Annotated in this window: 17 protein-coding genes and 1 pseudogene; 7 read left to right on the plus strand and 11 right to left on the minus strand. The window is 66.0% G+C overall.

Annotated features, from left to right (window positions below):
- Nucleotides 1–27: 27 nt before the first annotated feature.
- From DM450_RS06660 to DM450_RS06690, 7 genes are all read right to left on the minus strand, one after another.
- A complete protein-coding gene (locus tag DM450_RS06660) occupies nt 28–1,305 on the minus strand; it encodes an ectonucleotide pyrophosphatase/phosphodiesterase (RefSeq protein WP_142633500.1) in 1,278 nt (425 codons plus the stop codon).
- A gap of 176 nt (nt 1,306–1,481) precedes the next feature.
- Nucleotides 1,482–2,582, minus strand: coding sequence for a redox-regulated ATPase YchF (ychF, locus tag DM450_RS06665; protein ID WP_142633502.1), 1,101 nt, complete (start codon nt 2,580–2,582; stop codon nt 1,482–1,484).
- A 73-nt stretch (nt 2,583–2,655) separates the two neighbouring features.
- Nucleotides 2,656–3,225 (minus strand): aminoacyl-tRNA hydrolase, encoded by a 570-nt coding sequence (pth, locus tag DM450_RS06670; RefSeq protein ID WP_142633504.1) that lies wholly within the window; start codon nt 3,223–3,225, stop codon nt 2,656–2,658.
- Nucleotides 3,226–3,312: 87 nt separating this feature from the next.
- Nucleotides 3,313–3,924, minus strand: coding sequence for a 50S ribosomal protein L25/general stress protein Ctc (locus tag DM450_RS06675; RefSeq protein ID WP_142633506.1), 612 nt, complete (start codon nt 3,922–3,924; stop codon nt 3,313–3,315).
- A gap of 106 nt (nt 3,925–4,030) precedes the next feature.
- Complete coding sequence (locus tag DM450_RS06680; RefSeq protein ID WP_221889455.1) at nt 4,031–4,843, minus strand: metallophosphoesterase; 813 nt, start codon at nt 4,841–4,843, stop codon at nt 4,031–4,033.
- A gap of 5 nt (nt 4,844–4,848) precedes the next feature.
- Nucleotides 4,849–5,703 (minus strand): TraB/GumN family protein, encoded by an 855-nt coding sequence (locus tag DM450_RS06685; RefSeq protein WP_142633509.1) that lies wholly within the window; start codon nt 5,701–5,703, stop codon nt 4,849–4,851.
- A gap of 7 nt (nt 5,704–5,710) precedes the next feature.
- Nucleotides 5,711–6,604: a TraB/GumN family protein gene (locus tag DM450_RS06690; protein WP_260610268.1), complete on the minus strand. Its 894-nt coding sequence runs from the start codon at nt 6,602–6,604 to the stop codon at nt 5,711–5,713.
- Between the two features lie 178 nt (nt 6,605–6,782).
- Between DM450_RS06690 and DM450_RS06695 the strand changes: the two genes are divergently transcribed.
- The 3 genes from DM450_RS06695 to ppdK all read left to right on the plus strand — a co-directional run bounded on the left by DM450_RS06695 (nt 6,783) and on the right by ppdK (nt 12,523).
- Nucleotides 6,783–7,700 carry a glycine--tRNA ligase subunit alpha gene (locus DM450_RS06695; protein ID WP_185928727.1) on the plus strand — a complete coding sequence of 306 codons (918 nt, stop codon included), beginning with the start codon at nt 6,783–6,785 and terminating at the stop codon, nt 7,698–7,700.
- Nucleotides 7,697–9,781 carry a glycine--tRNA ligase subunit beta gene (gene glyS / locus DM450_RS06700; protein WP_142633513.1) on the plus strand — a complete coding sequence of 695 codons (2,085 nt, stop codon included), beginning with the start codon at nt 7,697–7,699 and terminating at the stop codon, nt 9,779–9,781. Before DM450_RS06695 ends, glyS begins: the two co-directional genes overlap by 4 nt.
- A gap of 63 nt (nt 9,782–9,844) precedes the next feature.
- Complete coding sequence (gene ppdK, locus DM450_RS06705; protein ID WP_142633515.1) at nt 9,845–12,523, plus strand: pyruvate, phosphate dikinase; 2,679 nt, start codon at nt 9,845–9,847, stop codon at nt 12,521–12,523.
- A 32-nt stretch (nt 12,524–12,555) separates the two neighbouring features.
- Here ppdK and DM450_RS06710 read toward each other — a convergent pair whose 3' ends face one another.
- Nucleotides 12,556–13,323 carry a class I SAM-dependent methyltransferase gene (locus DM450_RS06710; protein ID WP_142633517.1) on the minus strand — a complete coding sequence of 256 codons (768 nt, stop codon included), beginning with the start codon at nt 13,321–13,323 and terminating at the stop codon, nt 12,556–12,558.
- A 108-nt stretch (nt 13,324–13,431) separates the two neighbouring features.
- Between DM450_RS06710 and DM450_RS26460 the strand changes: the two are divergent.
- The 4 genes and pseudogenes from DM450_RS26460 to DM450_RS06725 all read left to right on the plus strand — a co-directional run.
- A pseudogene (locus DM450_RS26460) lies at nt 13,432–13,626 on the plus strand (double zinc ribbon domain-containing protein); the annotation flags it as partial.
- Between the two features lie 9 nt (nt 13,627–13,635).
- Nucleotides 13,636–14,163 carry a phosphoribosyltransferase family protein gene (locus DM450_RS06715; protein WP_312846176.1) on the plus strand — a complete coding sequence of 176 codons (528 nt, stop codon included), beginning with the start codon at nt 13,636–13,638 and terminating at the stop codon, nt 14,161–14,163.
- Between the two features lie 393 nt (nt 14,164–14,556).
- Nucleotides 14,557–14,946 carry a phosphoribosyl-AMP cyclohydrolase gene (gene hisI, locus DM450_RS06720; RefSeq protein WP_142633519.1) on the plus strand — a complete coding sequence of 130 codons (390 nt, stop codon included), beginning with the start codon at nt 14,557–14,559 and terminating at the stop codon, nt 14,944–14,946.
- Nucleotides 14,947–15,352: 406 nt separating this feature from the next.
- Nucleotides 15,353–15,613 carry a hypothetical protein gene (locus tag DM450_RS06725; RefSeq protein ID WP_142633521.1) on the plus strand — a complete coding sequence of 87 codons (261 nt, stop codon included), beginning with the start codon at nt 15,353–15,355 and terminating at the stop codon, nt 15,611–15,613.
- A 59-nt stretch (nt 15,614–15,672) separates the two neighbouring features.
- Here the strand turns inward: DM450_RS06725 and DM450_RS06730 are convergent, their stop codons facing one another.
- Genes DM450_RS06730 through DM450_RS06740 form a run of 3 tightly spaced genes read right to left on the minus strand, consistent with a single transcriptional unit; the run spans nt 15,673 to nt 18,595 of the window.
- The gene (locus tag DM450_RS06730) at nt 15,673–16,380 is read right to left on the minus strand and encodes a dienelactone hydrolase family protein (RefSeq protein WP_142633523.1); all 708 of its coding nucleotides are present in this window, start codon (nt 16,378–16,380) and stop codon (nt 15,673–15,675) included.
- Nucleotides 16,377–17,294, minus strand: a complete 918-nt coding sequence (gene cysK, locus DM450_RS06735; RefSeq protein WP_142633525.1) for a cysteine synthase A — start codon at nt 17,292–17,294, stop codon at nt 16,377–16,379. The genes DM450_RS06730 and cysK overlap by 4 nt, the downstream gene beginning before the upstream one ends.
- A complete protein-coding gene (locus DM450_RS06740) occupies nt 17,291–18,595 on the minus strand; it encodes an MFS transporter (RefSeq protein WP_260610269.1) in 1,305 nt (434 codons plus the stop codon). Before DM450_RS06740 ends, cysK begins: the two co-directional genes overlap by 4 nt.
- Nucleotides 18,596–18,613: the final 18 nt, after the last annotated feature.

The raw sequence follows: 18,613 nt of genomic DNA on the forward strand, positions 1-18,613 counted from the left end.
GGCCGGTTCGACGGCGGAGCGGCGCTGCTACTTCGCCGTCAGCACGCTGCGGAACGGCGCATCGCTGCCGTCGCCATCCGGGGCCTGCGGCAGCCCGACAAGGTCGCGCAGCAAGGGGGCGACGTCGACATTGTCGAACGCGGGCAGTTTGCCGGAGGCCTTGAATGCCGGTCCCGCGGCCACGAACAGCGCGGCCATTTCCGGCGCGGCATTGTCGTAGCCGTGCGAGCCGCCGCTCCGGGCGGTCCGGGGCGTGGTCGCGGCGATTTCCCAACCGGTCTCGGCCAGGCAGAAGTAGGGCGCGATGCGGGCGTTGGTGCCGTAGCGAAGGCGCGCCGGAATGTCCTGCCGGCGCCAGCACTGCATGTGCGGATGGGGCTTCAGCAGGATTGCGGCGAGCTTGCCGTCCTTGCCCCTGGTCGGCGTGATTGCCGCGAAGGGGCCGGCATCGCCCAGCTTGAACAGCTTCGGGCTGGCGAGCCGGTCGAGCGCGATCGTGCGTTCGCTCGAAGTGGCGGCCATGCCGTGGTCGGCGACGATCACGAGGTTGGCCGGTTGCCCAAGCGCGCGCAGGCCCTCGATCAACATGCCGATGTCGCGGTCGGCATCGGCAACCGCGGCATTGGTCTGCTCGGCATCGGGGCCGTAACGGTGCCCGGCGGTATCGACCTGGTCGAAGTAGACGGTCACGAACTTCGGGCGGGAGGCGGCGGGGCGGCGCAGCCAGTCGATCACCGCCGAAACCCGCTGGCCGGGGGAAACCGCCTGGTTGAACTGCTGCCAGTCGGACGGACGCGTGCCGCCCTGATCCTCGGTCCACGACGACTTCACGCGGCGGCCGCCCCAGGCGACGTTCGAGCCTGGCCAGAACATTGTGGCGGTGCGGATGCCCGCCTTTTCCGCCGTCACCCAGATCGGTTCGGCGCCGTTCCACCAGAAGGGATCGTCGCTCGCCATGGTGAAGACTTCGCCCGGACGCGCGGGGTCCTCGAAGCGGTTGGCGACGATGCCGTGATGATCCGGGACTTTGCCGGTCACCAGCGTCCAGTGGTTGGGGAAAGTCTTGCTGGGGAACGAGGGGCGCATCGCCGCGCTGATCCCGCTTGCGGCCAGTGCGTCGAGATGAGGGGTGATGCCGCGGTCCAGATAGTCCGCCCGGAACCCGTCGATCGAGACGAGGATCGTCACCGGCGCGCGCGTCTCGTCGGGTGCCGTGGTTGTCGGCGGCGAGGACTGGGCAGGGGTGGCGGCAAGAGGGGCGGCGCTGGCGGCGAGAAGGGCCAGCGAAAGGGCAAATCGCTTCATGGGGGCTGCTTGGCGGGGGGACTTTGCAGAATTATGCCAGAACGGCGCGGAAAGTGATTTTCCGCGCCGTTCAGATGGTCAGAGTTTGTTTGGTAATTCGCGGAAGAGCGAATTTCGCGGCACTGGCCCGGTACCGCTAACGGGAATGCCCGTGCGGGCATTCCCCAGGCAGACTCTTAGACGTTGAACTTGAAGTGCATGACGTCGCCGTCGTGCACTAGGTATTCCTTGCCTTCCTGACGCAGCTTGCCGGCTTCCTTGGCGCCGGTTTCGCCGCCGAGCGCGACGTAGTCGTCAAAGGCGATGGTTTCGGCGCGGATGAAGCCGCGCTGCATGTCCGAGTGGATCTCGCCGGCGGCTTCGGGGGCCTTGGCGCCCTTGTGCACGGTCCAGGCGCGGGCTTCCTTGGGGCCGACGGTGAAGAAGGTCAGCAGGCCGAGCAGGTCGTAGCCGGCGCGGATGATGCGGGCGAGCCCGGTCTCGTGGAGACCCATCTCTTCAAGGAACACCATGCGTTCCTCGATCTCCATGCCGACAAGTTCCGATTCGATGGCGGCGGACACGATGACGACGGTGGCGCCCTCGGCCTTGGCCTTCTCGAACACCCGGGCCGAGAATTCGTTACCCTCGGCGGCGGCTTCTTCCTCGACGTTGCAGACGTAGAGCACCGGCTTGGCGGTGAGAAGCTGGGCCTGCGCGAAGACGCGGGCTTCGTCCTCGTCCTTGGGCTGGGTCAGGCGCGCGGGCTTGCCGTCGCGCAGCAGTTCCAGCGTCTGGCCGAGCACCGAAGCGATGATCTTCGATTCCTTGTCGCCCTGGGCGGCCTTCTTTTGTGCCGCGGGAACGCGCTTTTCGAGGCTTTCGAGGTCGGAGAGCAGCAGTTCGGTCTCGACCGTCTCGGCATCGGCGATGGGGTCGACCTTGTTGTCGACGTGCTGGATGTCGTCGTTCTCGAAGCAGCGCAGCACGTGGACGACGGCGTCTACTTCGCGGATGTTGCCGAGGAACTGGTTGCCCAGGCCCTCACCCTTGGATGCGCCCCGCACGAGGCCGGCGATGTCCACGAAGGAAAGCTGCGTCGGGATGATCTTGGCCGAACCGGCGATCTCGGCCAGCTTGTCGAGGCGCGGATCGGGCACGCCGACCTGGCCGACGTTGGGCTCGATCGTGCAGAACGGATAGTTGGCCGCCTGCGCCGCCTGCGTCTCGGTGAGCGCATTGAACAAGGTCGACTTGCCGACATTCGGCAGGCCCACGATTCCGCAACGGAAACCCATGTGTAACTCCGGGAAGAAATGATTGGCCGCGCCTTAGCGTCAGTCGCGGTAAATGGCCAGCCAGCTTGCAGGCTCAGTCCTGCTGGCGCAGCGCGACATCGTTCATGAAGCGCACGTCATCGCCGGCGGAAAGGCGGTCGGCTTCGGCGGCAACGGCGCCCAGCATGCCGGCCAGCGGATCCATCTCGGCCTTGGCGTAGTTGCCCAGCACATAGCCGTGGACGCGGTCCTTGTGGCCGGGATGGCCGATGCCGAGGCGCACGCGGCGGAAATCGGGGCCGAGGTGCTGGTCGATCGAGCGCAGGCCGTTGTGGCCGGCATGGCCGCCGCCCTGCTTCACCTTGACCTTGAAGGGCGCGAGGTCGAGTTCGTCATGGAACACGGTAAGATCCGTGATCGCCAGCTTGTAGAAGCGCATCGCTTCGCCAACGGCGCGGCCGCTCTCGTTCATGAAGGTGGCGGGCTTCAGCAGCAGCACTTTCTGGGTGCCGATGCGGCCTTCCTGCAGCCAGCCCTGGAACTTCTTCTGGACCGGGCCGAAGCGGTGGATTTCCGCAATCGCATCAACCGCCATGAAGCCGACGTTGTGGCGGTTCATCGCATATTGCGGTCCGGGATTACCGAGGCCGACCCAAAGCTGCATGGTTGTACTGATCCCGAAAAAGCGAAAGGCCCCTTCCGCGCGCCGGGCATGCCGGGGCGGAAGGGGCCAATCTCTAGGACTGTCCGATTACTCGGCTTCAGTCTTGGTCGTGTCGCCTTCCGAGCTCTTCAGAGCCGAAGGGGCAGCGATCGTCGCGATGGTGAAATCGCGGTCGGTGATCGCCGAAGCAACGCCCGAAGGCAGCTTCACGTGGTGGATGTGGATCGATTCGCCCACGTCGAAACCGGTCACGTCGATGGTGATCTCGTGCGGGATCTTGTCGGCATCGCAGACCAGTTCAAGGTCGTGACGAACGACGTTCAGCACGCCGCCGCGCTTGAGGCCCGGCGAGGCTTCTTCGTTGGCGAACACGACGGGCACGTTGACGTGCACGGTCGCGTTGGCGCCAAGGCGCAGGAAGTCGGCGTGGAGCGGACGGTCGGTGACCGGGTGGAAGGCAACGTCCTTGGGCTGCGTGCGCAGCTTCTTGCCGCCAACTTCGACTTCGACGATCGAGTTGAAGAAGTGGCCGGTCATGAGCTGACGGGTCAGCTCCTTTTCCTCGACGTGGATCGCGATGGGTTCTTCGTTGCCACCGTAGATGACAGCGGGAACACGGCCGTCGCGACGCAGTGCACGGGAGGCTCCCTTGCCAGCCCGTTCGCGCGTCTCGGCCGGCAGGTTAAGCGTATCGCTCATGGGACTTGCCTTTCAAAACTGGATATAGATCGGCAGCGGATCGCTCATCGACCTGCGCCGTTCCCGCCACGCCTCCAGGGATGACCATGACGGGAAGCGCGGGCCCTTAATGCGAATTCGGCGGAAATGCAAGCGGAGCGGGGCTGGATCGCCCGGAAGGCGCCTTGAGGGGGCGGGGCGGCGGGCAGTGGATGCGCCGGGCCGGAACCGAGACCAGCTCCAGTTCGGGATAACGCAGCGCCGTCAGTTTGCCGCCGAAGACACAGCCGGTGTCGATGCAGACCGTCCGGCCCACCCATTCAGCCTCGCGGACCGGCGTGTGTCCGTAGACGACCATGGCCTTGCCTGCGTAACCCGCGGCCCAGTCGCCGCGAACGGGCAGGCCGAATTCGTCGATCTTGCCGGTCGTCTCGCCATACATGCAAAAGGCGCGGACGGATTTGCCGGTGCGGCCGAGCAGGCTTTCCTTGAAGCCGGCATGGGCCACGATCAGCTTGCCGTGGTCGAGCACGTGGTGGCTGGGCAGGGTGCCGAGCCATGCCTGCATCCCGGCCAGGAACTCCGGCGGTTCTTCGCGGAGTTGTTCGATTGTCTCTGCAAGGCCATGGGAAATGGTGACATTCCGTCCCGCGAGGTGCCGCATGAGCTTGTCGTCATGGTTCCCTACGACTGCGAGGGCGTGGTCGTTCTCGACCATGTGACGGGCGATGCGCAGGGTGTCCGGCGATCGCGGTCCGCGGTCGACCAGATCGCCGAGAAACACCGCGCGGCGGCCGGTCGGCGGCGTGACGGTGACGGTCTTGCCGTTCCATTCCACCCGGTAGCCGAGGTCGTCCAGCAGCTCTTCCAGTTCGTCGGCGCAGCCGTGCACGTCGCCGATGATGTCGAACGGTCCGCTGCCGGAGGTACTGTCGTCCATGGTCATCACTCGACCCGCGTGACCTTGTAGCCGTTTGCCGCGAGCAGGGCGGGCAGGCCTTCCGGTCCGGCCATGTGCGCCGCGCCGACGGCAACAAAAGGCCGGTGTCCTTGCGTCATGGCGGCGGCGATCCTGCTCGTCCAGTCGCGGTTGCGGCCGGTGAAGAGGACGGCGCGCAGTTGCGGGTCGGTGAGCATGCCGCGCCGGGTTTCCCGCTCGATCGCGGTCATGTCGCCCTTGCGCCAGCTTTCCGCGAGGCGGCTGTCGTCGTCGCCCTGCTGGTCGGTCACGACGGCGGTGAGCAGATCGCGCTGGTCGGCTTCGGCAAGGCCGTCGAACAGGCCGAGCTGGCGTTCGGCGCCTTCGAGTTCGACGACGGGTTTCTCGCCTGCCTGTGCCATTACCGCCCGGTCCACGCCGTTACGGCTGTCATCGTCGCTGGCGCCGATGCGGGCGAGGGTGAGGGCGGCGGCCCAGGTGTCCATCAGCGCAAAGTCGCCGTCGGTATAGCCCCCGCGCTTCAGGAGGGCTGCGAGCGCGGGGCGGTATTTCACGGAAATTCTCTGTGAAAGAACGGGTTGCCCACTACTCTTGGCAAGCCGCGCGAACGTGGCGGCCACCGCTTTCTCGTCGGCAAGGTTGCTCACTTCCACCATCACGCTGTCGGCGGCGGCCAGCGCCCCGCGCACCTTGGCGGTGTCCCATGCGAGCGGGCGCTTGACGCTGTGGATCGTGCCGAAGAGCCAGGCCTGCTGGCCGCCGGAGCCTTCGACATGCCAGAGCGCGGGATTTGCCGGCTCGGGCGACTGCGAGCAGGCGGCCAGCAAGGTGCTCGAAACAAGGCCAAGAATGCGTCGCATCGTGTTGTTACTGAACCCGTTTTGCCTTTATTCCGACTTTTGCGAGCTGGTCCTGCACACTGCCTTCACCGGCAAGGTGCCCTGCGCCCACGGCGACAAAGACCGTGCCCGGCTCCGCCATGCGGGCCTGCAGCCACTGGGCCCATGCCTTGTTGCGGTTGGTGATGAAAGCTGCGCGCACGGCCTCGTCCGACTCGTCCTCGTTGAGCAGGCTGGCAAGTTCATCGGCGCGGCCGGTCTTCCAGGCGGTGACCACTTTCGCGACGTCCTCGCGCAAGGTCGGCAACTGCTCCAGCACTTCGCCAAGGTAGCGGTTCTGGCTTTCGAGTGGCATGCCGTCGAACAGTTCGATCTGGTATTCAGGCGTTTCCAGTGCCTTGCGGGCCTTGTGCTTTTCCGCCGCCCGGGCCTCGATCAGCGTCTCGACGCCGTTGGCCTTGTCGTAACCGGCGGCCTTGAGCGGCAGGAGGGACAGCAGCAGCCCGGCATACCACGGCTCGAAACGGTCGAAGGCTTCGGCCGGGATGCCCATGCCGGCCAGCGCCTGCTCGAAGGCCGCGCGCTCTTGCGCAGGCAGGCTGGCGCGCAGGGTCGTGCCGTCGCTGCGCATGCCCTTGTCGATGAAGAGTTGCTGGAGCGATTCGGCGGAGCCGATCTCGGTTTCGGTGACCAGCAGGTCGGACGAATCGAAGGCCTTCTTCACGGGCCCTGCGAACCAGTGGGTGTCTTCCGGCAGGATGTGGATCGTGCCGAAGAGGTAGATCGTGGTGTCCTTGTCCGCGATCTTCCACATGGCAGGGCGTGCGGGCGCCTCCTCCTGCGCCAGCGACGGCGTGGCGGCAAGAAGGCCAAGGGCGGTGGCAGCGGCAAGACGGACCCGGGATTTACGGAAGAATTTCATCGCCATTCCATGAAACGGTACAGGCAAACGTGCGATTAACGGCGCCTCTGGGCTTGCCTTAGCGGCATCGATTGCTCCGGGGTAGCGCTCTGTGTCACGATCGCGTCGTTCAGCGCGGTTGATTTGCCGGTGTCGATCCGCCAAAGGCCGGCTGTTCAAGAGTTTTGACGGGATTTCGATGTCGACCGCCGTGCCATCCGCAGAAAGGCAGCCGCTAAGCTTTCAGGACATGATCCTGACGCTCCATGATTTCTGGAGCAAGCAGGGCTGCCTCATTCTCCAGCCTTACGACATGCGCATGGGGGCGGGTACGTTCCACCCCGCGACCACGCTGCGCGCGCTCGGTCCCGAACCGTGGAAGGCGGCCTATGTCCAGCCTTCGCGCCGCCCGACCGATGGTCGCTATGGCGAGAACCCGAACCGCCTCCAGCACTATTACCAGTATCAGGTGATCCTGAAGCCGAACCCCGAGAACCTCCAGGAACTTTACCTGCAGAGCCTCGCGGCGATCGGTGTCGATCCGCTGGCGCACGACATCCGCTTTGTCGAGGACGACTGGGAAAGCCCGACGCTGGGCGCCTGGGGGCTGGGCTGGGAAGTCTGGTGCGACGGCATGGAAGTGACGCAGTTCACCTATTTCCAGCAGGTCGGCGGTTATGACTGCAAGCCGGTTGCGGGCGAACTCACCTACGGCCTCGAACGCCTTGCGATGTATATCCAGGGCGTGGACTGGGTCTACGACCTCAAGTTCAACAACGAAGGCGTTACCTACGGCGACGTCTTCCTCGCCAACGAACAGCAGCAGTCGAAGTACAACTTCGAAATCGCCGACACCGACGCGCTGTTTGCCGGTTTCAAGGCTGCCGAGGCCGAGTGCATGCGCTGCATCGAGGCGGAAATCCCGCTTGCCGCCTATGACCAGGCGATCGAGGCCTCGCACCTCTTCAACCTGCTGCAGGCGCGCGGCGTGATCTCCGTGCAGGAGCGCGCAAGCTACATCGGCCGCGTGCGCGAACTCGCCAAGGGTTCGTGCAAGGCCTGGATCGACAAGAACAAGGACCAGTGGGAAGCCAAGTTCCCGGGGTGGAGCGCATGACCGACTTCCTTCTCGAACTGCGCAGCGAAGAAATCCCCGCGCGCATGCAGGCCGGCGCCCGTGCCGACCTTGAAAAGCTGTTCCGCAAGGAAATGGAAGCCGCCGGCGTTGCCGTGGGAGACGTCACCGTCTGGTCGACCCCGCGCCGTCTGGCGCTGATTGCCCATGGTCTGCCGCTGGCGACCGAGGCCGTCCATGAGGAAACCAAGGGCCCCGCCACCAGCGCGCCCGAGCAGGCACTCGAAGGCTTCCTGCGCAAGACCGGCCTTACGAAAGAGCAGCTCGAAGTCCGCGACCTCAAGGGCAAGGACACCTATTTCGCGGTTGTCGAGAAGCCCGGCCGCGCGGTGAAGGACGTGCTGGCAGAGGCGATCCCGGCTATTGTCCGCGCGTTCCCCTGGCCCAAGTCGCAGCGTTGGGGCGCGGCTTCGCTCTCCACCGAATCGCTGCGCTGGGTGCGTCCGCTCTCGGGCATCGTTGCGGTGCTCGGCGAAGATCTGGTCGCGTGTGAGGTCGGCGGCATTGCTTCGGGCTACGTTACCAAGGGCCACCGCTTCCACGCCTCCGGCGAGATCACCATCGGCGGCGCGCATGACTATGCGGACAAGCTGCGCCTCGCCCATGTCCTCGTGAACCATGAGGAACGGCAGGACATCGTGCGCACCAAGGCGCGTGAGGCCGCGTCCGCGGCCGGTCTGGTGCTGGTCGAGGACGAGGGGCTCGTTGTCGAGAACGCGGGCCTCACCGAATGGCCGGTGCCGCTGCTCGGCCGGTTCGAAGAGGACTTCCTCGAAGTTCCGCCCGAAACCATCCAGCTTACCGCGCGCGTGAACCAGAAGTACTTCGTCTGCGAGGACGCTTCGGGTTCGCTGGCGAACGCCTTCGTCTGCACCGCGAACATCGTCGCCACCGATGGCGGCACCGCGATTGTCGACGGCAACCGCAAGGTCCTGGCAGCCCGCCTGTCCGACGCGCGGTTCTTCTGGCAGCAGGATCGCAAGACGGCGCTTTCGGTCCACGCCGAAAAGCTGGCACGCATCACCTTCCACGAGAAACTGGGCACGGTCGCCGACAAGGTCGAGCGCGTGGCCAAGCTGGCCGAATGGCTGGCGAGCGAAGGCGTGGTGCCGAATTGCGATCCGGCGCTGGCGCGTCAGGCAGCGGAACTTTCCAAGGCCGATCTCGTCACCGAGATGGTTGGAGAATTTCCAGAACTTCAGGGGCTTATGGGTGGTTATTACGCCCGCGCCGAAGGTCTGCCCGATGCCGTAGCCGATGCCATCCGCGATCACTACAAGCCAGTCGGGCAGGGCGATGAAGTCCCCACCGCCCCGGTGACGGTGGCCGTGGCGCTGGCGGACAAGCTGGATACTCTGCGCAGCTTCTTCGCGATCGACGAGAAGCCCACCGGCTCGAAGGACCCCTTCGCGCTGCGCCGTGCGGCGCTGGGCATTATTCGGCTGATTACCGACAACACCTTGCGCTTCGGCGTGGCCGAGGGCGATCTGCTCGACTTCTTCGTGGACCGCCTGAAGGTCCAGCAGAAGGAAGCGGGCATCCGCCACGACCTGATCGATGCGGTGATCGCGCTGGGCGGCGAGGACGACCTCGTGCGCTTGCTGGCCCGCGTCCATGCGCTTCAGGCCTTCGTGCAGACCGATGACGGCGTGAACCTGCTTGCGGGGTACAAGCGCGCGGCGAATATCCTCAAGAAGGAAGATTTCTCCGGCGCCATCGCCCGCACCGGCGACGAGGATCCGCTCGAAAACGTCGACGATCCCGACATGAAGGACGTCTACGCCGCGCGCGGTTCGCTGCCTTATGCGGCCGAGCCTGCCGAGCAGGCGCTGCTCGATGCCGTGGCAGCGGCGGAACCGCAGGCGGCCAAGGCGGTCGAGGGTGAGGACTTCGCGGCGGCCATGACCGCGCTTGCCACGCTGCGGGCGCCGATCGACGCCTTTTTCGAAGGCGTCACGGTCAACGATGCCGATCCGGTCAAGCGCCGCTCGCGCCTCGCCTTGCTTGATCGCTTCCGCAGTGCAGTGCACAACGTGGCGGACTTCTCGAAGATCGAAGGATAAGGGTCTCTTCCCCCGACGGTTCTCGAAGGAGCATACGAGCCAGGACAGGAAAGTCGGGGATAGATGAACAGGCAGGTCTACACGTTCGGCGGCAGCGCGGGGAACGATGTCAGGAATGACGATCCTCGCGGGCGCGACAAGGTCGTGGTCGGCGGCAAGGGTGCGAACCTGGCCGAAATGGCCGGGATCGGCCTGCCGGTTCCTCCCGGTTTCACCATTACCACCGAAGAATGCGTGAAGTACCTCGCCGAAGGCGGGGACTTCTCGGATGCGCTGCGCACCGATGTGGCCGAGGCGCTGACGCATATCGAGAAGACCGTCGGCAAGGCTTTTGGCGACGCCGCCGATCCGCTGCTGGTCTCGGTCCGTTCGGGCGCGCGGGTGTCGATGCCGGGCATGATGGACACGGTCCTCAACCTTGGCCTCAACGATGCCACGGTCGAGGGGCTGACGCAGACCTCGGGCGACGAGCGTTTTGCCTGGGACAGCTATCGCCGCTTCATCCAGATGTATTCCGATGTCGTCCTCGGCCTCGATCATGGGCGCTTCGAGGAAGCGCTGGAGATCGCCAAGGAAGACAACGGCTACATGAACGACGTCGAGATGACGGCGTCGAACTGGAAGGCCGTGGTCAGGGAATACAAGGGCATCGTCGAGGAGGAACTCGGCCGGCCGTTCCCGCAGGATGTGCACGAACAGCTCTGGGGCGCGATCCGGGCGGTGTTCGATTCGTGGGATTCCGACCGCGCCAGGGTCTATCGCCGCCTCAACGACATTCCCGGTGACTGGGGCACGGCAGTCAACGTCCAGGCCATGGTCTTCGGCAACATGGGCGATACCTCGGCCACCGGCGTCGCCTTCACCCGCGACCCGGCGACTGGCGAAAAGGCCTATTACGGCGAGTGGCTGGTCAACGCGCAGGGCGAGGACGTTGTCGCCGGCATCCGTACGCCGCAGTATCTCACCAAGGCCGCGCGCGAACGGGCCCGGGCCAAGCCGCTGTCGATGGAAGAGGCGATGCCGGAGGCCTACACCGAGCTTGCCGCGGTGTTCGAGCTTCTCGAAAAGCACTACCGAGACATGCAGGACATCGAGTTCACCGTCGAGCGCGGCAAGTTGTGGATGCTGCAGACCCGCTCGGGCAAGCGTACCGCCAAGGCGGCGCTCAAGATGGCGGTCGACATGGTGGACGAGGGCCTGATCGACGAGGCGACCGCGATCCGGCGTGTCGATCCGATGGCGCTCGATCAGCTTCTGCACCCCACGCTCGATCCCAAGGCGCCGCGCGACATTCTCGGCAAGGGCCTTCCCGCATCGCCGGGGGCGGCTTCGGGGGCTATCGTGCTTGATGCCGACACTGCCGAAAAGCGCGCGGAAATGGGCGAGGCGGTCGTGCTTGTCCGGGTCGAGACCAGTCCCGAGGACATTCACGGCATGCATGCCGCCAAGGGCATCCTGACGGCGCGCGGCGGCATGACCAGCCATGCCGCCGTGGTGGCGCGCGGCATGGGGCGCCCGTGTGTCTCGGGCGCCTCCGGCCTGTCGATCGACATGAAGAGCCGCACCTTGCGCATGGGCAGCCGGGCGCTGAAGGAAGGCGACGTCATTACGCTCGATGGCGCCACCGGTGACATCATGGCCGGGGAAGTGCCGACCATCGAGCCGGAACTGGCGGGCGATTTCGCCACGCTGATGGTCTGGGCCGACAAGCATCGCCGCATGAAAGTGCGCACCAATGCCGAAACCCCGGCGGATTGCCGGATGGCGCGCCAGTTCGGCGCCGAGGGCATCGGCCTGTGCCGGACCGAGCACATGTTCTTCGATGCGGGCCGGATTTCGGCCGTGCGCCAGATGATCCTCGCCGAAGACGAAGCCGGGCGCCGCGCGGCGCTGGCCAAGCTGCTGCCCGAGCAGCGCGCCGACTTCACCGCGATCTTCGAGGTCATGGCCGGCCTTCCGGTCACCATCCGCCTGCTCGATCCGCCGCTGCACGAGTTCCTGCCGCACGGCGACGGCGAGTTCGCGGAACTGTCGGACAGCATCGGAATCGGCGTCGAGACGCTCAAGCGCCGTGCGGACGAACTGCACGAATTCAACCCGATGCTGGGGCATCGTGGGTGCCGCCTTGGCATCACTTTCCCCGAAATCTACGAAATGCAGGCCCGCGCCATCTTCGAGGCGGCCTGCGACGTGGCTGCCGCATCGGGCGAGGCGATCGTGCCGGAAGTGATGATTCCGCTGGTCGCCACCCGGCGCGAGTTGCAGATCCTCAGGAAGGTGGTCGATGAGACTGCCGCCAGGGTCTTTGCCGAAAAGGGGCAGGTGCTCGATTACATGGTCGGCACCATGATCGAACTGCCGCGCGCGGCGCTGATGGCGGGCGAGATTGCCGAGGAGGCGCGGTTCTTCTCGTTCGGCACCAACGACCTCACGCAGACGACGCTTGGCGTTTCGCGCGATGATGCGGCGCGTTTCCTCAGCCCTTATGTCGAGAAGGGCATCTACCCGCGCGATCCCTTCGTCAGCCTCGATATAGAGGGTGTCGGCCAGCTTGTGCAGATGGGAGCCGAGCGTGGGCGCGCGGTCCGTTCCGATCTCAAGCTGGGCATTTGCGGCGAGCATGGCGGTGACCCGGCCTCGATCGCGTTCTGCGAGAAGGTGGGGCTCGATTACGTCAGCGCCTCGCCCTACCGGGTTCCCATTGCGCGCCTCGCGGCAGCGCAGGCGGCACTGGCGACATGAAAAAAGGCCGGGGCAATGCTCCGGCCTTTTTCTTATTTCTTCCAGCCGGATAGGGTCAGGATTTCGAAAGTTTCGACGGTCTTGCCGTTGGCTCCGGCGGCCTCGAACGCGGCCTTGGCGCGCGCCAGCGCGGCCTTGCCGAGCGCCGGGCCGGGGTCGGCCAGGACGCTGGAATGGGCCTGGGCACGCAAGTCGCCGATCAGGCGCTCGAAGCTGCGGAACGAGACCTGGAGCGGGCGCTGGTCGATCACCGGGTCGGCATAGAGCGTGCGCTGGAGCAGTTGCCCGCCCGCCCGCACGTCCACCATCGGATGGATGCGGGCGGCGGGACGGTCGGCGTCGGCGGCCAGCATGATCTCGCGCAGGCGCGGCAGGCTTCCCGAGGACAGGAAGCTGGCGATCAGCATGCCGCCCGGGGCCAGCGCCCGGCGGGCGTGGATCAGCGCGCCGGGCAGATCGTTGACGGTATCCAGCGTGCCGAGGCTGGCGATGAGATCGAAGCCGTCGAAGGGGTAGGGCGCCTCCTCATCGAACCCGGAGGCGGGTTCCGCCTCGACCACCTCGATGCCGCGCAGTCGCAGGCTCCGGGCGAGAGAGCCGGTCCAGTCGCCGATCACCAGCGCGCGGCGCGGTTCGAAGCGCAGGAACGAGAGGCGTTCCTCGACATCCTCGATCAGGTCGTCGAGCAGGTAGTGCGGCGCGTCGGGCAGGCGTTGCAGCGCCTCGGCGCGGCGGCGGGCGGCGATGCGGCGGGACGGGGCGAAGATACGCGGCGGGGCGGGGGGAGTGCTTTCGGCCATCGCTTGGCTCCCTGCCGCGTCCGGCGGCTTCGCGCAACCTTGCAGGCGGCTTCGCGGATGAACAGCTTGTAGCTTGCCGTGGCGCCCGGGTCGCCTAGTCTCGGCGCGATGGAGATTGGCAAGGCGCTTGCGCCGCTGTTGGACCTTGTATTCCCGCCGCGCTGCCCGCTGTGCGGCACTGCGATCGTTGCCCAGAACGGGCTCTGTCCGGCGTGCTGGCAGCAACTGATGCTACCCGGCGATCCCGGTTGCCGCACATGTGCCAGGCCCTTCAAGCAGAGCATACCGCAAGGGGCGATGTGCGCGCCTTGCATGGCCGAGCCGCCCAGACATGACGGCATTGCCGCGGCCACGCTCTACAACGATGCCTCGCGGCGCCTGGTGCTGGCGCTCAAGCACGGCAACCGCATCGCACTTTCGCAGATGATGGGCGGGCTGATCGCTGGCCGCATGAGTGATGTCGATGCGGACTGGCTGGTGGTTCCGGTGCCGCTGCATCGCTGGCGGCTCTGGCGGCGCGGCTACAATCAGGCGACGGAGCTGGCCCGCGTCCTCGCCCGGCAGCGGGGTGCGCGATTAGGCGTCGCCGTGCTGGAGCGCCGCAAGGCCACACCCTCGCTCGGCGGCCTGGGGCGCGCGGCGCGCCAGCGGGTGCTGTCGGGGGCGATCGCAGTGTCCCGGCGCCATCGTCCTTTGGTGAAAGGCGCGCGGATCGTGCTGGTCGACGATGTGCTGACCAGCGGTTCGACCAGCGATGCCTGCGTGGCGGCGCTCAAGCGCGCGGGCGCCCGCGAAGTGGTGATCGGTTGTTTTGCCCGGGTTCTGGACGAGGCGCTTTGACCTCAGGGCAGGCTTTGAAAAGGAAATGTCCGATTGGGGCAGGGTAAAAACGAAAACGCCCGGAGCCAAATTGGCTCCGGGCGTTCTCGTGACGAAACTCGTGGACCCCGCTAAGCGGTTCGGCGGCCCCCCTGCAGGCCGCCTGGTCCGATCCCTCAATTCTTCCCTGAACCGTGGTGCCTGTTTCCTGATATTGCCTTGGCATTTCTGCCGGTGAGACATCTATCAGTCAGCGACCTAAGGTCGGAAGCAGCCCCCCAGCTGCAAGGCGACATTCCCAGCAAACGCGGGGGTTGAAAAGGGGCTTGAGCACGTTACGGGGATTTTGGTGATCGGCTGTGGTTATCGTGCAACAACCATTTGGCCGTGACGTATCTGGGGAATATATCTGAAATGTCCGATACCGGTTCCGAGATTTCCAAGGCCGAGCGCGAGCAAGGTTCTGCTTTCCTTCCCAAGTTCGACGCGCAGGGGCTGGTGATCGGCATCGCGGTGGACGCCCTGACCCGGGAAATCCTGATGGTGGCGTTCATGGATGCCGAAGCTCTGGCGCGTACGCGTGAGACCGGGCTTGCCCATTTCCATTCGCGCTCGCGCGGGAAGCTGTGGCTGAAGGGCGAGACTTCCGGCCATGTGCTGCGGGTCGAGGAGATCCGAGTCGATTGCGACCAGGACGCGATCGAACTGCGGGTCCGGCCGGAAGGCCCTGCCTGCCATACCGGAGCGCGCAGCTGCTTTTATCGTCGCCTCACTGGCGAAGGACTCGAATCGGTAGAGGGCTGAAGGATTTGCGGGCTCGCTCCGGGCCTGCAAGTTCATCGCGCAAGAAATGCATATAGAACAGTCTGTTTCAGGCTTATCTGTTCAATTCAGCATGTTAGGCTGAAATTGAGAGGGCCTTCGATTGGCCCGATCCGACGGACGTATCGTCGCAACGCGCTCGCATGCTGCACTGCGAAAGGGAAGGCTCCCGGTTGGCAGTGGTGATTGGCGCGCGATCCCTATTGCCCTGCGATAATTGCAAAAACTGTTTTTCGACTGTCCCGTGGCCGGTGTCTTGCCCCTTCACCGGCCGAGGGAAGACTCGTGCCTGCTGACCGGAACCGGCGCGGGTCGACTTGGGGCAGCGAAGGAGAGGTCGTCGGCCTGGAAAGGTCGTTCGGGGCGCAAAGAAGGAAGGGAAAACCTCATGATGCAACGTCTAACCGTTACTGCCGCCGCCTTGGGCCTGCTGGCAGTCGCTCCAACCGCCGCCATGGCGGGGGAGAAGGCCGCTCAATCGACGCTGAGCGCGTCGAAGCTCAAGCTGGCTGCGCTGACCGGGGATTTCGGCAGGAGCAAAGGCTGGCAGGGCAGCCGGCACGGCAACAAGTGGGGCAACAGCGGCGACCACCGCAATGACGGGGATCATCGTCCCCCCGTCGGCGGAAACAAGTCCAACGGCTGCTGACAGGCCATGAGACGGACCGTGGCTGCCTCGAGGGGCAGCCACGGCCTATATCCTGGCGTTCAGTCCAGAACTTCGTCGAACAGCGAAAGCATCGCGGCCCAACTTTGACGGTCGGCACTGGCGTCGTAACCGAGGGCGGCCATGCCGCGTTCGTCGCTGCCGCGGTCGGTGAAGCCGTGGCGCACGCCGGAATAGGCGTGGAAGTGCCAGTTGGCCCCGGCCTTGTCCATTTCCTCCCAGAAGCCGATGACCTGTTCGCGCGGGACCAGCGGATCGGCATCGCCGTGACAGATCAGGATGCGCGGGCGGATCGTGCCCGGTTCCGCGGGATTGCGCGTTGCCAGCGTGCCGTGGAAGCTGACCGCGGCCAGCAGGTCCTGGCCGTCGCGTGCGGCCTCGAGAACCGCCTGACCGCCCATGCAGTAGCCCACGCCGAGCATCGGCAGGCCTTGCGCTTCGGGCAGCGCGCGCATCGCCGCGATGGCAGCGGCGATGCGGCCACGGTAATGGCCGTTGTCGGCGCGCAGCGTGTCGGCCAGCGGGAACGAGGCCTCGAAGCTGGCGACGGGCTCACCATAAAAGTCGGCGACGAGCGTAAGGTAACCAAGCTCCGCCAGCATCTTCGCGCGGCGTTCCATCGGCGCGTTGACGTTGGCGATGGTCGGGAAGAGGATGACCGCAGCGCGGACCTCGCCCGAGGGGCGGGCCAGCCAGCCAGTCAGCTGCTGACCGGCGTGGCTGTAGGCGATGGCGTCCATCCCGCTCATTCCGGCAGGAAGTCCGGCACCGAGAGATAACGCTCGCCGGTGTCGTAGTTGAAGCCGACCACGCGCGAGCCTTCGGGCAGCGAGGGCAGCTTCTGGGCAATGGCGGCCAGCGTTGCGCCCGAACTGATGCCGACCAGCATGCCTTCCTCGGTCGCGCAGCGGCGTGCCCATTCCTTGGCGTCGGCCGGGTCGACCTGGATGGCGCCGTCGATCGACTGGGTGTGCAGGTTGCCGGGGATGAAGCCGGCGCCGATGCCCTGGATCGGGTGCGGGCCGGGCTGGCCGCCGGAAATCACCGGCGAAAGCGTCGGTTCCACGGCATAGGCCTTGAGCGAGGGCCAGGACGCCTTGAGCGTCTCGGCGCAGCCGGTGAGGTGACCGCCGGTGCCGACGCCGGTGATCAGCACGTCGACCGGGGTCTCGGCGAAGTCCGCGAGGATTTCCTGCGCGGTCGTCTTCACGTGGGCGGCGACGTTGGCAGGGTTGTCGAACTGCTGCGGCATCCACGAGCCGGGGGTTTCGGCGATGAGCTCGCGCGCGCGCTCGATCGCGCCCTTCATGCCCTTTTCGCGCGGTGTCAGGTCGAAGCTGGCGCCATAGGCCAGCATCAGGCGACGGCGCTCGATCGACATCGATTCGGGCATGACAAGGACCAGCTTGTAGCCCTTGACCGCCGCGACCATGGCAAGACCGATGCCGGTGTTGCCAGAGGTCGGCTCGATGATGGTGCCGCCAGGCTTCAGGGTACCGTCGGCCTCGGCGGCCTCGATCATGGCAAGCGCGATGCGGTCCTTGATCGAACCGCCCGGATTGCCGCGCTCCGCCTTGATCCAGACCTCATGGTCCGGGAACAGGCGCGAGAGGCGGATATGCGGGGTATTGCCGATGGTGGCGAGGATGCTGTCGGCCTTCATTGCTCTTGCTCCCAACGTGGTGCGAAGGTTCGGGCCCGGCGGATCTCGGGGAAGCCCCAGGCCCAGATTGCGGTAATGACTATGGCAGCGGTGCCGCCGAAGACAACTGCGCCGGTTGCACCCAGAAGTGCGGCGGCGACACCCGACTGCATCTCGCCAAGCTCGTTCGAGGCGGAGATGGCGAGCCCGGAAATGGCGGAAACGCGCCCGCGCTTGTCATCAGGCGTGCGCAGCTGGACCAGCGAGCTGCGGATGAACACCGAGATCATGTCCGCCGCGCCGATCAGCGCGAGGAAGCCCAGCGAGACGGCAAAGCTGCGCGACAGGCCAAAGCCCAGCGTCATCGCGCCGTAGGCGGCGACCGACACGAGCATCTTGACGCCGACGTTCCTCGCCAGCGGGCGGAACGAGAGCCAGAGCGCGACGACGGCGGCGCCGGCGGCCGTCGCCGCGCGCATCTGGCCGAGCCCCTCGGGGCCGACGTGCAGGATGTCGCGCGCGAACACCGGCATCAGCGCGGTGGCCCCGCCCAGCAGCACCGCGAAGAGATCCAGCGTGATGCAGCCGAGCAGGAAGCGTTCGCTCCAGATGAAGTGGAAGCCATCGACGATCTGGCGCAGCGGGTGCGCCTTGCGCGCATCCACGGGCACCGGCGGAATGTTGCGGATTGCCAGGATATTGAGCGCGGCAAGCGCCATGAGCGCGGCCGCGACCCAGTAGGGGGAGGCGTGGTGGCTGGCGAAGAGGAAACCGAAGGCCGCAGGGCCGACGATCGTACCTGCCTGCATGGCGATCGAGTTGAAGCCGATCGCGCGGGGGATCAGGCTGCTTGGCACGATGTTGGGGGCGATCGCGCTCATCGAGGGGGCGACAAAGACGCGCACGGCGCCGTGTACCGCGGCAAAGATGTAGAGTGCGGGCAGGCTGCGCCAGTCGAGCGTGGTGGTGATGCCGAGGCCGAGCGCGACGAGGATGTCGATGCCCATGGCAAGGCCGGCCACCCGGCGCCGGTCGAACCGGTCGGCGATGACGCCGGAAATCGGGGTCAGCAGGAAGATCGGCAGGAACTGTGCAAAGCCCAGCAGGCCAAGCTGGAACGAGGCCTGGGTGATCGACATGCCATAGTCGCTGCGGGCGACGTCATAGAGCTGGTAGCCGATGATGACGACCATGCCGGTCGAGGCCAGTACCTGGAAAAACCGGGCAAGCCAGAACTTGCGGTAATCGGCGATGCGCAGCGGGGATGTTGGTGGGGATGGGGGCTGCGCTGGGGCGGCTGCAGGGGAAGGGGGCGTATTCACGTCGGGCTGCATGGCAGC

It is taken from the genome of Sphingomonas sp. IC081 (assembly GCF_006874585.1).
Taxonomy (GTDB): Bacteria; Pseudomonadota; Alphaproteobacteria; order Sphingomonadales; family Sphingomonadaceae; genus Novosphingobium.